Raw genomic sequence first — 14,724 nt, forward strand, 5'->3', positions numbered from 1 at the left:
TTCCAGGTCCAGGCCACAAGCGCTGGCGTTCGCTCCTACTGAGCAAGCCGCGTCCTGAGCTTTTCCAACACAGAAAGTGGAGAGATCACCTTGGTAGAGTACGTAGTTTCCCTCGATAAGCTCGGCGTCCATGATGTAGAGCACGTGGGGGGCAAGAACGCATCCCTCGGCGAGATGATCAGTAATCTTGCAGGCGCTGGCGTGTCGGTGCCGGGTGGTTTTGCCACCACGGCCCAGGCTTACCGTGACTTCCTTGAGCTGAGCGGTCTCAACGACCAGATCCACGCTGCCCTGGACGCCCTGGATGTCGATGACGTCAACGCCCTGGCCAGGACCGGCGCCCAGATCCGCCAATGGATCATGGAAGCGGAGTTCCCCGAGAAGCTCAACGAAGAGATCCGCACCGCCTTCGCCACCCTGTCGGCCGGTAACCCGGACATGGCGGTCGCCGTGCGTTCCTCGGCCACCGCCGAAGACCTGCCCGACGCCTCCTTCGCCGGTCAGCAGGAAACGTTCCTGAACATCCGCGGCGTGGAAAACGTGATCCGCGCGGCCAAGGAAGTGTTTGCCTCGCTGTTCAACGACCGCGCCATTTCCTACCGCGTGCACCAGGGTTTCGACCACAAGCTGGTGGCTTTGTCTGCCGGCGTGCAGCGCATGGTGCGCTCGGAAACCGGCACCGCCGGCGTGATGTTCACCCTGGACACCGAATCGGGCTTTCGTGACGTGGTGTTTATCACCGGCGCCTACGGCCTGGGTGAAACCGTCGTACAAGGCGCGGTCAACCCGGACGAATTCTACGTGCACAAGCACACCCTTGAGGCCGGTCGCCCGGCCATCCTGCGCCGTAACCTGGGCAGCAAGGCGATCAAGATGATCTACGGCGACGAGGCCAAGGCCGGTCGTTCGGTCAAGACCGTCGACGTCGACAAGGCCGAGCGTGCGCGTTTCTGCCTGAGCGACGCTGAAGTCAGCGAGCTGGCCAAGCAAGCGATGATCATCGAAAAGCACTACAAGTGCCCGATGGACATCGAGTGGGCCAAGGACGGTGACGACGGCAAGCTGTACATCGTGCAGGCCCGTCCCGAGACCGTTAAGAGCCGTACGTCGGCCAACGTCATGGAACGCTACCTGCTCAAGGAAACCGGCACCGTGCTGGTGGAAGGCCGCGCCATCGGCCAGCGCATCGGCGCCGGCAAGGTACGCATCATCAAGGACGTGTCCGAGATGGACAAAGTCCAGCCGGGTGACGTGCTGGTCTCCGACATGACCGATCCGGACTGGGAGCCGGTGATGAAGCGTGCCAGCGCCATCGTGACCAACCGTGGCGGACGCACGTGCCACGCGGCGATCATCGCCCGTGAGCTGGGAATTCCTGCGGTGGTCGGTTGCGGCAACGCCACCCAGCTGTTGAAAGATGGCCAGGGTGTGACGGTGTCCTGCGCCGAAGGCGATACCGGCTTCATCTTCGAAGGCGAACTGGGCTTCGACATCAAGCAGAACTCCATCGACGCCATGCCGGACCTGCCGTTCAAGATCATGATGAACGTCGGCAACCCGGACCGCGCCTTCGACTTCGCGCAGTTGCCGAACGCCGGTGTGGGCCTGGCCCGCCTGGAATTCATCATCAACCGCATGATCGGCGTGCACCCCAAGGCCCTGTTGAACTACGACGGCCTGCCGCTGGACATCAAGGAAAGCGTCGACAAGCGCATCGCCGGTTACAACGACCCGGTGGGCTTCTACGTCGAGAAGCTGGTGGAAGGTATCAGCACCCTGGCAGCGGCGTTCTACCCGAAAAAGGTCATCGTGCGACTGTCGGACTTCAAGTCCAACGAATACGCCAACCTGATCGGCGGCAAGCTTTACGAGCCGGAAGAAGAAAACCCCATGCTGGGTTTCCGTGGCGCCTCGCGTTACATCAGCGAAGCCTTCCGTGACTGTTTCGAACTCGAATGCCGCGCCCTCAAGCGTGTGCGCAACGAGATGGGGCTGACCAACGTCGAGATCATGGTGCCGTTCGTGCGCACCCTGGGCGAAGCGAGCCAAGTCGTGGACCTGCTGGCTGAAAACGGCCTGTCCCGTGGCGAAAACGGCTTGCGCGTCATCATGATGTGCGAACTGCCGTCCAACGCGATCCTGGCCGAAGAGTTCCTGGAGTTCTTCGACGGTTTCTCCATCGGCTCCAACGACCTGACCCAGCTGACCCTGGGCCTGGACCGTGACTCCGGGATCATCGCTCACCTGTTCGACGAGCGAAATCCTGCGGTCAAGAAGCTGCTGTCCAACGCCATCCAGGCCTGTAACAAGGCCGGCAAGTACATCGGTATCTGTGGCCAGGGCCCTTCCGATCACCCTGACCTGGCCAGATGGCTGATGGAACAGGGTATCGAAAGTGTCTCGCTGAACCCCGATTCCGTGCTTGAAACCTGGTTCTTCCTCGCCGAAGGCCAAGCGTCCGCTTAAAGCCGCTACGTCAAAAGTGCCGGTCACCTGTCGAGGGTGACCGGCATTCTTATCTGTACAGGGCGGAATTCCTGCCGGACGCCGCCCTTTTTTGTGCAAGAACATTATGCAAAGCAGCAGCAACCTGTTTCCTGTCGCCCTGATCAGCGCTGAACGTCGTGGCGACCTGAGTGAAGATGTGTACCGCCTCAAGCCCGGCAACAGCCCCGACGCGACCGTCGAGTTGGCGGTTACCCGGTTGGGTCTGGCCGATGTCCCGGAAAACCGGGGCACGCCGGTTATTTTCCTGCACGGCAGTTTTTCCAATCGGCGCTTCTGGTATTCGCCCAAGGGCATCGGCCTGGGCGCTCACCTGGCGCGCCGGGGTTTTGATGTGTGGATCCCGGAAATGCGCGGCCATGGCCTGTCCCGGCGCAACCGCGACTACGTGCGCAACCGCGTTGCCGACTACGCACGTTACGATTTGCCGGCCATTGGCGCCTTTGTGCACGAGCAAAGCGGGCAGGTGCCGCATTGGATCGGGCATTCCCTCGGCGCCACGACCTTGGCTGCGGCGCTGGGTGGTCAAACCTTGAACGCGCAGTCAGTGGCCTCGGTGGCGTTATTTGGCTGCCAGGTCAGCCGCACGCATTGGCCGTTGAAAATTCCACCGGTGGAGTGGGGCGCTCGATTGATCCTGAAGCGTCTGGCCCAGGTGTCCGGCCCGCGATTCAAGCGCGGGCCGGAGGACGAACCGGCCGGCGTGATGATCGAAGCGCTGCGCTGGAACGGCCTGTTCGGCCGCTTTGGCGACGCCGAGCGCGATTGGTGGAAAGGCCTGGCAGCGGTCGACGTGCCGTTGTTGGCGGTCAGCGCGGCGGGCGATCGGCAGGACCCGGACTGGGCCTGTCGCAAGCTGTTCGAGCAAGTCGGCAGCGAGCATCGCCAGTACCTGTGCCTGGGGCGTCGGCAGGGTTTTACCGAAGATTTCGGGCATGTACAAATGCTGGTCAGCAAAGCCGCGCAGGCCCAAGTGTGGCCCTTGGTGGAGCGCTGGTTGAAAGACCCGCTGACACCTGTGCTCGGCACCCGTCCCGAGGTGGCTGTGGCGGTGTGACGAAGCGCGCTATCGAGGCCGTTTCACTCTTGAGTGGTTGCGGCTAAGATATGACGCCTCAGGCGCTTCTGGTCATATTCAGTCGCGTAACGGCTGTTGCGTTGCGTTGATTGCGGTTTGATCATGACCGGCGCCGGTGGCCGGGCAGTTAAAGAATGCCTGCTGCAGCACGTTTTCCTGATGTATGCCGTGAGCTGTTCGACCCCTTCTTTGATGACAGGAGTTTCGCGATGGACCATTACGTGACCCCCGACCTGTGCGACGCCTACCCGGAGCTGGTGCAGGTGCTTGAGCCGATGTTCAGCAATTTCGGTGGCCGAGACTCCTTCGGCGGCGAGATTGTCACCCTCAAATGCTTCGAGGATAACTCCCTGGTCAAGGCTCAGGCCGAGCAGCCGGGCGCCGGCAAGGTGTTGGTGGTCGATGGCGGTGGTTCGCTCAGGCGTGCGTTGCTCGGTGACCTGATCGCCGAAAAGGCCGCGAAAAACGGCTGGGAAGGCATGGTGATCTACGGTTGCATCCGCGATGTCGATGTCCTTGCCCAGACTGACCTGGGCGTGCAGGCCCTGGCCGCCCATCCGATGAAAACCGACAAGCGCGGCCTGGGTGACCTGAACGTGGTGGTGAACTTTGCAGGCGTGACGTTCCGCCCGGGTGAATACGTGTACGCCGACAACAACGGGGTGATCGTCTCGCCCAGCCCACTGAAAATGCCGGAATAAACCGCAGTAGCCGAAAGGGATGAGGATGTTCGAGGAAGACAACGCGCAGTGGGGGCTGGTGCATGCCCTGGTGCTGGACGGTAAAGGCGGTGCGCGTTCGATTGCCCGGACCGAGCTTGACGAGTTGCAACTGCAGCCCCAGGAAAGCCTGTGGCTGCATTGGGACCGCAGCCATCCGCAAACCCAGACCTGGCTGCGCCAATCCAGCGGTCTGAGTGAATTTGCCTGTGACCTGCTGCTGGAAGAAAACACCCGTCCGCGGCTGCTGCCGTTGCCGGATGCCGAACTGCTGCTCTTTCTGCGCGGAATCAATCTCAACCCCGGCGCGGAACCGGAGGACATGGTTTCGGTACGTATATTCGCAGCGGCCAATCGTGTGATTTCCCTGCGGCTGCGCCCGTTACGCGCCACCGATGAGCTGCTGGTGCAGTTGGCCGAGGGCAAGGGGCCCAGGACCGCGTCGGAACTGATCCTTTATATGGCGCAATACCTGACCAATAAAGTGCAGGATCTGGTCACTGGACTGTCCGAAATTGTCGATGCCGAGGAAGAAAAACTCGATGCCGACGAACGGTACACCCCCGAGCACGGCAGCGTCCTGCAGATCCGTCGGCGAGCGGCCGGGCTCAAGCGTTTCCTCGCGCCGCAACGGGATATTTTTGCGCAGCTGACGCGAATCAAACTGGCGTGGTTCTGTGATGACGATGCTGACTATTGGAACGAGTTACACAACAGCCTGACCCGCTACCTGGAAGAACTCGAATTGGCCCGAGAGCGCGTGGGGCTTGTGCTTGAGGCCGAAGACCGACGTTTGAGCCTGCGCATGAACCGCACCATGTACCGCTTCGGCATCATCACCGGCATCTTCTTGCCGATGAGTTTCCTGACCGGCTTGCTGGGCATCAATGTGGGGGGCATCCCGTTTTCCGGCAGCCCCTACGGATTCATGATTGCGTGCCTGTTGATGGTCTCGGTGGCGCTGGGTCAATGGTGGCTTTTTCGACGGTTACGCTGGGTTTGAGCTGAATATGAGCTGAACGTAGGAAAGGGTCGATGTGACCCGATGAATTTTACCCTCGTCTTTTAAATCACTTGCGAGAGGTCTCTATGCACGATCCGTTCGAACAGTCTTTGCGTGACATGCTCAATGCTTCGCCATCCAACCGGGATGACGATGCCTGCTTGGGCCGCGTACTGAAAACCGCCAACCGTCAGGTTGGGGCGGGGTCCCTGTTCGGTCTGCTCGGGCGTTGGGTGCCGGCGTTGATGATGGCCCTGAACAATGGTTCGGCCCATGTATCGCCTGTTTCCCGACATAAACCTCTTGCTCGCACTGCTGATAAGGCTGATTGAATATGGAACTTGATCTCTGGACCCAGAGCCTGGTCACCGCAATGACCGCATTGTGGACCAAGGTGGCGAATTTCATTCCCAACCTCTTTGGTGCCCTGGTCCTGGTGCTGCTGGGCTTTGTCGTGGCCAAGCTGCTTGACACCCTGTTGTCCAAATTGCTCGCCAAGCTCGGGCTGGACCGCCTGATGGCCGGCACCGGGCTGACCAAGCTGCTGGGCCGTGCCGGGTTGCAGGTTCCGATTTCGACGCTGATCGGCAAGATCGTTTATTGGTTCGTTCTACTTATTTTCCTGGTTTCTGCGGCTCAGTCCCTTGGACTTGAGCGAGTTTCAGCTACGCTCGACATGCTGGCATTGTATTTGCCGAAAGTTTTCGGCGGCGCGCTGGTGCTGCTGGTAGGCGTTTTACTCGCGCAACTGGCCAATGGCCTGGTACGCGGAGCCGCCGAAGGGGTCGGCCTGGACTATGCGGCGGGCCTTGGGCGAATCGCCCAGGGGCTGGTGATCATCATCAGTATTTCGGTTGCGATCAGCCAGTTGGAGGTCAAGACCGACCTGCTGAACCACGTTATTGTGATTGTTTTGATTACCGTTGGTCTGGCCGTTGCACTGGCCATGGGCTTGGGAAGCCGGGAAATTGCCGGTCAGATTCTTGCGGGAATCTATGTGCGTGAGCTGTATCAGGTGGGGCAACAGGTGCGTGTGGGCGAGGTCGAAGGGCAGATCGAGGAGATCGGTACAGTCAAGACGACCGTGCTGACCGACGACGGAGAACTGGTGTCGCTGTCCAACCGGATTCTCCTGGAGCAGCAGGTCAGTAGCCGCTAAACCGGCAAACCCTGCTAATGTACGCCGCCGCGAACCCGGCTGACCGGGTTGCAGCGGACATTGACCTGACTGCCGGCACGACTTGTTTTGAATAAAGCCCAAACGCTGTCCACGCGCTATGACCCCCGTGAGCTCTCTGATGAGGAGTTGGTCGCGCGTTCGCACACGGAGCTGTTTCACGTAACACGCGCGTACGAAGAATTGATGCGCAGGTATCAACGCACTCTGTTCAACGTTTGTTCAAGGTATTTAGGGAACGATAGAGATGCGGACGATGTCTGTCAGGAAGTGATGCTCAAGGTGCTGTACGGCCTGAAGAACTTCGAGGGCAAATCGAAGTTCAAGACCTGGCTCTACAGCATCACGTACAACGAGTGCATCACGCAGTATCGTAAGGAACGGCGAAAGCGTCGCTTGATGGACGCGTTGAGTCTGGACCCCCTCGAGGAAGCGTCTGAAGAAAAGGCGCCGACACCCGAGGAAAAGGGCGGACTCGATCGCTGGTTGGTGCATGTGAATCCGATCGATCGTGAAATTCTGGTGCTACGTTTCGTCGCAGAATTGGAATTTCAAGAAATCGCTGACATCATGCACATGGGTTTGAGTGCTACAAAGATGCGTTACAAACGTGCTCTTGATAAATTACGTGAGAAATTTGCGGGCGAGACTGAAACTTAGTGCGTAGCAAATATCTCTTACGTGTAGGCAAGTTCTGTTAGACTTGTCGCCGAGTTGTCCCCCGGTTTGTGGGACTGCTTTACAATCACCAGATGGGGATTTAACGGATGAAACTGAAAAACACCTTGGGCTTGGCCATTGGTTCTCTTATTGCCGCTACTTCTTTCGGCGTTCTGGCACAAGGCCAAGGCGCAGTTGAAGGCGAGCTGTTCTACAAGAAGCAGTACAACGATAGCGTCAAGCACATCGAAGACGGCTTCAATCCTGGCGCTCGCATCGGTTACTTCTTGACCGACGACCTGTCCTTGAACCTGTCCTACGACAAGACTAACCACACCCGTTCGAACGACGGTACTGGTAGCCAGAAGATCAAAGGTGATACCGGCAGCCTGGTTGCCCAATACCACTTCGGTCAAGCTGGCGTTGACAGCCTGCGTCCATACGTTGAAGGCGGTTTCGGCCACCAGAGCCGTACCAACGTTCAGGCTGACGGCCACAGCGGTCGCGACCAGACCACTTTCGCTACCATCGGTACCGGCGTGAAGTACTACTTCACCAACAACCTGTACGCTCGTGCTGGTGTTGAAGCTGACTACGGTCTGGACAACGGCAAGTGGGACTACTCCGCACTGGTTGGCCTGGGTGTGAACTTCGGCGGTAACGCTGGCGCAGCTGCTCCAGCTCCTACCCCAGCACCAGCTCCAGAGCCAGTTCCAGAGCCAGAAGCTCCGGTTGCTCAGGTTGTTCGTGTTGAGCTGGACGTTAAGTTCGACTTCGACAAGTCGGTTGTTAAGCCTAACAGCTACGGCGACGTCAAAAACCTGGCCGACTTCATGGCTCAGTACCCAGACACCAACGTAGAAGTTGCTGGTCACACTGACTCCGTAGGTCCAGACGCTTACAACCAGAAGCTGTCCCAGCGTCGTGCTGACGCTGTTAAGCAAGTCCTGGTTAAAGATGGCGTAGCTCCTAGCCGCATCACCTCCGTAGGTTACGGCGAATCCCGCCCAGTTGCTGACAACGCAACTGAAGCTGGTCGCGCTGTTAACCGTCGCGTAGAAGCAGCGGTTGAAGCTCAAGCTAAGTAATTAGCCGAGTTTCACAAAAAGCCCGGCTTAGGCCGGGCTTTTTTTCGCCTGCGATTTACCTCAAGCGCTGGCCGCTGCCGCATCGCACGCCATCTGTGCTGCGCCGGCAACACGGCCAATCACCAGGATTGCCGGGCTTTTCAGCGCAAAAGCCTGCGCGTCTTCATGCATGGCAACGAGGTGGCTACGGCATTCGCGCTGTTCGGGCAACGATGCATTTTCGATCATCGCCACCGGCATATCCGCAGCCATGCCGCCTTCCAGCAACTGTTGCCGGATTTCCTCGAGCTTGGCCACGCCCATGTACACCACCAGCGTCGTTCCGCCTTCGGCCAGTGCGCGCCAGTTCACGCTGCTGTCATCCTGGGTATGCGCAGTGACCAGGGTCACGCCACGGCTCACGCCGCGCAGGGTCAACGGGATATCGCAATTCGTCGCTCCAGCCAGCCCCGAGGTAATGCCGTTGACCAGCTCCACCTCGATCCCACGCTCGCGCAGCCACGTCGCCTCTTCGCCACCACGCCCGAAAATGCATGGATCGCCGCCTTTAAGCCGCACCACGCACTTGCCCTGACGCGCATAGCGCAGCATCAGGCGGTGAATAAACGCCTGCGGCGTGGAGCGACAGCCGCCGCGCTTGCCGACGGTTATCACGCGCGCGTCGGTGCAGTGTTCCAAGACGGCCGGGTTGACCAGATCGTCGATCAACACCACGTTTGCTTCATGCAGGGCCCTTACCGCCTTGAGGGTGAGCAACTCCGGATCACCGGGCCCAGCGCCTACGAGCCACACTTTTGCGCTCATGTTGTTCCCCTCACACACTGATTGCGATTGGCTGCGGGCCGACGGCCAGCAGACGTTTGATTTCCGGCACGCAGGAGCCGCATTGCGTGCCGCATCCCAGTTGCTGTTTGAGCCCGACCAGGTCCAGGCCACGGGCAATCCCGGCGCACACCGCGTTTTCGCTGACATTCTTGCAATTGCACAGGACCTTGCTGCTGGCCGCCGCTCCCCCCGGTGGGGCGCTCAGTGGCGCCAACAGCCAGCGACGCAGTTGATCGTCGGTGCGGCCCTCCAGCCACAGGCTTTGCAGCCAATGCCGGGCCAGGGTTTCACCGGCCAGGCGAACCGCCGTAATGCGGCCCTGTTCGATTTTCACGCGCTTGCCGATAGAGCGGCGCGGGTCGTCGTAGGCCATCACCGGACCGTCATGCAGGCCCAGCAACTGGTCGATGCGGGTCAGTATCTGCAGGTCGGGCGCCTCGGTATGGGCTGCACGCACCAGTAGCGCAGGCCGTTCGCGTCCTGTCAGGCTCAAACTGACGTAGGCAAATGCTTCGCACAGCGGGCGCAGGGCGTCGAAGTGTCGTTGCACGTCTCCTTCGATCAGCGCAAACAGCTGCCACGGCAGTTGCACCGCTTCCAGGCGCACACCGCTGTGTTTGAGTTCCGGCTGTTTCGACAACGGATCGAACGCCGGTTGGGTGAGCACATTCACGCCACCTTTGAGAAAACGGTCGCCCCAATGCATCGGCAGGAACGCTTGACCGGGGCGCACGCTGTCATCGCCGGTGACCGCGACCACCAGATTGCCTCGACGGCTTTTCAGGTTGACCAGGTCGCCTTCCTTGAAGCGGTGACGGCGCAACTCGTCCGGGTGCAGGCTCAGCAGCGCTTCGCTGACATGCCCGAACAACTGCGCCGCCGTGCCGGTGCGACTCATGCCGTGCCACTGGTCGCGCAGACGACCGGTAATCAGGGTCAGGGGAAAGCGTGCGTCACGCTGCTCCCTGGCGGCGCGATAGGGATCGGCAACAAACTGCGCGCGGCCATTATCGGTGGGGAAAATCCCGTCGACGTAGAGGCGTGGCGTCCCGGCCTGTGCGCCCATGGGAAACGGCCACTGTTGCGGGCCGAGCCGGTCAAGCAGGGCGTGGCTGAGGCCTGAAAAATCCAGGTCGCGCGCTTGAGTCAATAGCTTGAACTCGTCAAAGATCTGCGCCGGTTGCTCAAAGGCAAACAGGCTGTCCAGCCCCGGCCGCAGACGGCGCTCCAGGCGCTGCGCGAAATCCACGGTAATCGCCCAGTCCGGTCGCGCTTCGCCCGGTGGGGGGATGGCGCGACGCACGTGGGAGATACGCCGTTCGGAGTTGGTCACCGTGCCTTCTTTTTCACCCCAACTGGCGGCGGGCAGCAGCAGGTCGGCGTAGGCGGCGGTTTCGGTGGTTCGAAAGGCCTCCTGCAACACCACGAACGGACACGCCGCCAGGGCGGCACGCACTGCATTCTGGTCCGGCAATGATTGGGCGGGGTTGGTGCAGGCGATCCACAGCGCCTTGATCTTGCCCGCCTGCACCTGTTCAAACAATTCGATCGCCGTGAGGCCGGTGGTTGCCGGCAGTTGATCGACACCCCAGTACGCGGCTACTGCTGCGCGGTGTTCGGGGTTGGCGGCGTCGCGGTGCCCAGGCAGCAGGTTCGACAGGCTGCCGGTCTCGCGCCCGCCCATGGCATTGGGTTGACCGGTCAGGGAAAACGGCCCGCAGCCTGGGCGGCCAATCGTACCGGTGGCCAGGTGCAGGTTGATCAGCGCGCTGTTTTTCGCACTGCCTGCGGTGGATTGGTTAAGGCCCATGCACCACAGCGACAAGAAGCTGCTGGAGGTGCCCACCCACTGTGCGCACAGGCGCAACTGCTCGACGCTGATGCCGCACAGTTGCGTGACCATTTGCGGCGTGTAGTCATGCACCAGGCGTTTGAGCGCTGCCAGGCCGTCGGTATGGGCGTGAATGAACTCGCGGTCGATCCAGTCTTCCCACAACAACAGATGCAAAATTCCATGGAACAGCGCGACATCCGTGCCCGGCAGGATCGCCAGGTGCAGGTCGGCCAGGTCGCAGGTGTCGGTACGCCGTGGGTCGATCACCACCACTTTCATCTGCGGCCGTCGCGCCTTGGCCTCCTCCAGACGTCGGAACAGAACCGGGTGCGCGTAGGCCATGTTGCTGCCGACGATCATCACACAGTCGCTGGTCTCCAGGTCTTCATAGCTGCACGGTGGCGCATCGGCGCCGAGGCTACGTTTGTAGCCCACCACTGCCGAGGACATGCACAGCCGTGAGTTGCTGTCGATATTGTTGGTGCCGACCAGCGCCCGCGCCAGTTTGTTGAAACTGTAGTAGTCCTCGGTCAGCAGTTGCCCGGAGATGTAGAACGCCACGCTGTCGGGGCCGTGTTCGGCAATGGTGTGGGCGAATACGTTGGCCGCATGTTCCAGGGCGGTGTCCCAGTCGGTGCGGGCGCGGGCCAGGTCTTTGCCCAGACGCAACTCGGGGTACAAGGCACGGGCGTCGAGGTTTCCGGTCAGGTGCAGGCTGGCGCCCTTGCTGCACAGTTTGCCGAAGTTGGCCGGGTGGTGCGGGTCGCCTTGCACGCCGAGGATGCGGGTGCCGTCATGCTCGATCAGCACGCCGCAGCCCACCCCGCAATAACAGCAGGTGGACGCCGTGACCTGGCGGTTCATCACCCTGCATCCCGCAGGGCCAGCATCACTCGGCCGTTTTCCACGCGGGCGAGGTGATGATGGGCGCAACCGATATCCGGCGCCTGGGCTTCACCGGACGCCAGGTCGATCTGCCAGTTGTGCAGCGGGCAGGCCACGCGTTTGCCATAGATCAAGCCCTGGGACAGCGGCCCGCCTTTGTGCGGGCAACGGTCATCGAGTGCGAACACTTCATCGTCGCTGGTGCGAAAAATCGCAATGTCGCCCTTGGGCCCGTTGATGATGCGCGAGCCCAGGGTGTTGATTTCTTCCAGGGCGCAAATATCCAGCCAGTTCATGCCGGCACCTCCAATTGCTTGACCGGGATCACATCGAATTCTTTTTTCAGCAGCGGCTGTTCCAGGCGTTCTTTCCAGGGGTCTTGCTCGAACGACAGGGAAAACTGCAGGCGCTCGTTGAGGGCCTGGCGCCGGGCCGGATCTTCCAGCACGGCTTTCTTGATATGGTCCATGCCGACCCGCTGCAGGTAGTGCACGGTGCGCTCCAGGTAGAAGGCTTCTTCGCGGTACAGTTGCAGGAATGCGCCGTTGTATTCGCGCACCTCTTCGGCGGTCTTGAGCTTGACGAAGAACTCCGCGACTTCGGTCTTGATCCCGCCGTTGCCGCCGATATACATCTCCCAGCCTGAGTCCACACCGATAATGCCGACGTCCTTGATGCCTGCTTCCGAGCAGTTGCGTGGGCAGCCGGACACCGCCAGCTTGACCTTGTGCGGTGACCACATGTTGAACAGGTCATGCTCCAGCTCAATGCCCAGTTGCGTGGAGTTTTGTGTACCGAAGCGGCAGAACTCGCTGCCCACGCAGGTCTTCACGGTCCGGATGGATTTGCCGTAGGCGTGCCCGGACGGCATGTCGAGGTCCTTCCACACGCCGGGCAGGTCCTGCTTCTTGATGCCGAGCAAGTCGATGCGCTGGCCGCCGGTCACCTTGACCATCGGCACGTTGTACTTGTCGGCCACGTCAGCGATGCGGCGCAGTTCCGACGGATTGGTCACGCCGCCCCACATGCGCGGGACCACCGAATAGGTGCCGTCTTTCTGAATATTGGCGTGGGCGCGCTCGTTGATCAGGCGCGATTGCGGGTCGTCCCTGGCCTCGCCCGGCCAGGTCGAGATCAGGTAGTAATTGAGCGCCGGACGGCAGGTGGCGCAACCGTTGGGCGTGCGCCAGTTCAGGTAGCTCATGGTGCCTGCGATGGTCAGCAGGTGCTGCTCGCGGATGGCCTGGCGGATCTGCCCGTGGTTGAGGTCGCTGCAACCGCAGATGGCTTTTTCGCTCTTGGGCTTGACGTCGGCGGCCCCGCCCACGGTGTTGATCAGAATCTGTTCCACCAGCCCCACGCAGGACCCACAAGAGCTGGCCGCCTTGGTGTGCTTCTTCACGTCATCGACGCTGAATAGGCCCTGTTCCTGGATCGCTTTTACGATAGTGCCCTTGCACACGCCGTTGCAGCCGCAGACTTCGGCGCTGTCGGCCATGCTCATGGCCTTGTCCTGCCCTTGATGGCCGACGTCGCCCAGCGCATTTTCGCCAAACATCAAGTGATCGCGAATCTCGCCAATCGCGTGGTTCTCACGGATCTGGCGGAAATACCAACCGCCGTCTGCGGTATCGCCGTACAGGCAGGCGCCGACCAGGATGTCATCCTTGATCACCAGTTTCTTGTACACCCCGCCGATGGGGTCGGAGAGGGTGATGGTCTCAGTACCTTCGCCGCCCATGAAGTCGCCTGCGGAGAACAGGTCAATGCCGGTGACTTTGAGCTTGGTGGAGGTGACAGAACCTTTATAGGTGGCGAAGCCCAACTGGGCGAGGTGGTTGGCGCACACCTTGGCCTGTTCGAACAGCGGCGCGACCAGGCCGTAGGCGATCCCACGGTGGCTGGCGCATTCACCGATGGCGTAGATGCGCGGGTCGTAGGTTTGCATCGTGTCGTTGACCAGAATCCCTCGGTTGCAGGGGATGCCGGACTTTTCCGCCAGTTCGGTGTTGGGGCGGATACCGGCGGCCATGACCACCAGGTCGGCAGGGATGATGTCACCGTTCTTGAACTGCACCGAGCCGACGCGGCCGTTGCCGGCGTCGTGCAGGGCCTGGGTCTGTTCGCACAGGCGAAACACCAGGCCACGGCTTTCCAGCTCGGTTTGCAGCAGCTGGCCACTGGTCTTGTCCAGTTGCCGTTCCAGCAGCCATTCACCGATGTGCACCACGGTCACGTGCATGCCGCGCAGCATCAGGCCGTTGGCCGCTTCCAGGCCGAGCAGCCCGCCGCCGATAACCACCGCGTGTTTATGGGTTTTGGCGGTGTCGATCATGGCCTGGGTGTCGGCGATATCGCGGTAGCCGATCACGCCCTGCAAGGTGTTGCCAGGGATCGGCAGGATAAACGGCGTGGAGCCGGTGGCGATCAGCAGGCGATCGTATTCGGCTGCGGTGCCGTCTTCGGCGATGACGCGGCGCTTGATCCGATCGATCTGCACCACCTTGCGGTTGAGCAGCAGCTTGACGTGGTTGTCGAGGTACCAGTCCAGGTCGTTGAGTACGATCTCTTCGAAGGTCTGCTCGCCGGCCAGCACCGGTGAAAGCAGGATGCGGTTGTAGTTGGTGTGGGGCTCGGCGCCGAACACCGTGATGTCATACAGGTCGCTGCTGAGCTTGAGCAATTCTTCCAGGGTGCGAACCCCGGCCATGCCGTTGCCGATCATCACCAGTTTGAGTTTTTTCATGTCGCTCTCCGACCAATCACGCGCAAACAAAAAAAGGCGTCCCCGCTAGTTACCTAGCGAGGACGCCTTTGTCCTGGTCCCGTTCTCTCGGGAAGCTCGATCCTTCGACGTTGAAGGCGCGGCTATATGTGGGTTGTTGGGCAAGCTGATGCAGCCGCTGTGCCAAGTGTCGATATCCCCGGTTTTATTGAGTTTTAAACCCAT

General features: G+C 60.7%; 12 protein-coding genes. 8 read left to right on the forward strand and 4 right to left on the reverse strand.

The window, feature by feature from the left end:
* The first annotated feature begins 90 nt into the window (after positions 1–90).
* The 8 genes from ppsA (at position 91) to BFP93_RS05330 (ending at position 8,230) form a co-directional block, all read left to right on the forward strand.
* Positions 91–2,466, forward strand: coding sequence for a phosphoenolpyruvate synthase (gene ppsA / locus BFP93_RS05295; RefSeq protein WP_065887843.1), 2,376 nt, complete (start codon positions 91–93; stop codon positions 2,464–2,466).
* Positions 2,467–2,572: 106 nt separating this feature from the next.
* Positions 2,573–3,562, forward strand: coding sequence for an alpha/beta fold hydrolase (locus BFP93_RS05300; protein WP_065892337.1), 990 nt, complete (start codon positions 2,573–2,575; stop codon positions 3,560–3,562).
* Between the two features lie 230 nt (positions 3,563–3,792).
* Positions 3,793–4,284, forward strand: a complete 492-nt coding sequence (rraA, locus tag BFP93_RS05305; RefSeq protein WP_065892338.1) for a ribonuclease E activity regulator RraA — start codon at positions 3,793–3,795, stop codon at positions 4,282–4,284.
* A gap of 25 nt (positions 4,285–4,309) precedes the next feature.
* A complete protein-coding gene (locus BFP93_RS05310) occupies positions 4,310–5,305 on the forward strand; it encodes a zinc transporter ZntB (RefSeq protein ID WP_065892339.1) in 996 nt (331 codons plus the stop codon).
* An 86-nt stretch (positions 5,306–5,391) separates the two neighbouring features.
* Complete coding sequence (locus BFP93_RS05315; protein ID WP_065887847.1) at positions 5,392–5,637, forward strand: CrfX protein; 246 nt, start codon at positions 5,392–5,394, stop codon at positions 5,635–5,637.
* A 2-nt stretch (positions 5,638–5,639) separates the two neighbouring features.
* Complete coding sequence (locus tag BFP93_RS05320) at positions 5,640–6,464, forward strand: mechanosensitive ion channel family protein (protein ID WP_003193288.1); 825 nt, start codon at positions 5,640–5,642, stop codon at positions 6,462–6,464.
* Between the two features lie 87 nt (positions 6,465–6,551).
* Positions 6,552–7,142, forward strand: coding sequence for an RNA polymerase sigma factor SigX (sigX, locus tag BFP93_RS05325; protein WP_057721193.1), 591 nt, complete (start codon positions 6,552–6,554; stop codon positions 7,140–7,142).
* Between the two features lie 107 nt (positions 7,143–7,249).
* Positions 7,250–8,230, forward strand: a complete 981-nt coding sequence (locus tag BFP93_RS05330; RefSeq protein ID WP_065892340.1) for an OmpA family protein — start codon at positions 7,250–7,252, stop codon at positions 8,228–8,230.
* 60 nt (positions 8,231–8,290) lie between these two features.
* Here the strand turns inward: BFP93_RS05330 and cobA are convergent, their stop codons facing one another.
* Genes cobA through nirB form a run of 4 tightly spaced genes read right to left on the reverse strand, consistent with a single transcriptional unit; the run spans position 8,291 to position 14,520 of the window.
* Complete coding sequence (cobA, locus tag BFP93_RS05335) at positions 8,291–9,034, reverse strand: uroporphyrinogen-III C-methyltransferase (protein WP_065892341.1); 744 nt, start codon at positions 9,032–9,034, stop codon at positions 8,291–8,293.
* Positions 9,035–9,044: 10 nt separating this feature from the next.
* A complete protein-coding gene (locus tag BFP93_RS05340) occupies positions 9,045–11,753 on the reverse strand; it encodes a nitrate reductase (protein WP_065892342.1) in 2,709 nt (902 codons plus the stop codon).
* Positions 11,753–12,070, reverse strand: a complete 318-nt coding sequence (gene nirD / locus BFP93_RS05345; RefSeq protein WP_065887851.1) for a nitrite reductase small subunit NirD — start codon at positions 12,068–12,070, stop codon at positions 11,753–11,755. The genes BFP93_RS05340 and nirD overlap by 1 nt, the downstream gene beginning before the upstream one ends.
* Positions 12,067–14,520 (reverse strand): nitrite reductase large subunit NirB, encoded by a 2,454-nt coding sequence (gene nirB, locus BFP93_RS05350; protein ID WP_065892343.1) that lies wholly within the window; start codon positions 14,518–14,520, stop codon positions 12,067–12,069. The genes nirD and nirB overlap by 4 nt, the downstream gene beginning before the upstream one ends.
* Between the last annotated feature and the right edge of the window lie 204 nt (positions 14,521–14,724).

This window comes from Pseudomonas sp. 44 R 15, from assembly GCF_900004965.1.
Classification (GTDB): Bacteria; Pseudomonadota; Gammaproteobacteria; order Pseudomonadales; family Pseudomonadaceae; genus Aquipseudomonas; species Aquipseudomonas orientalis_A.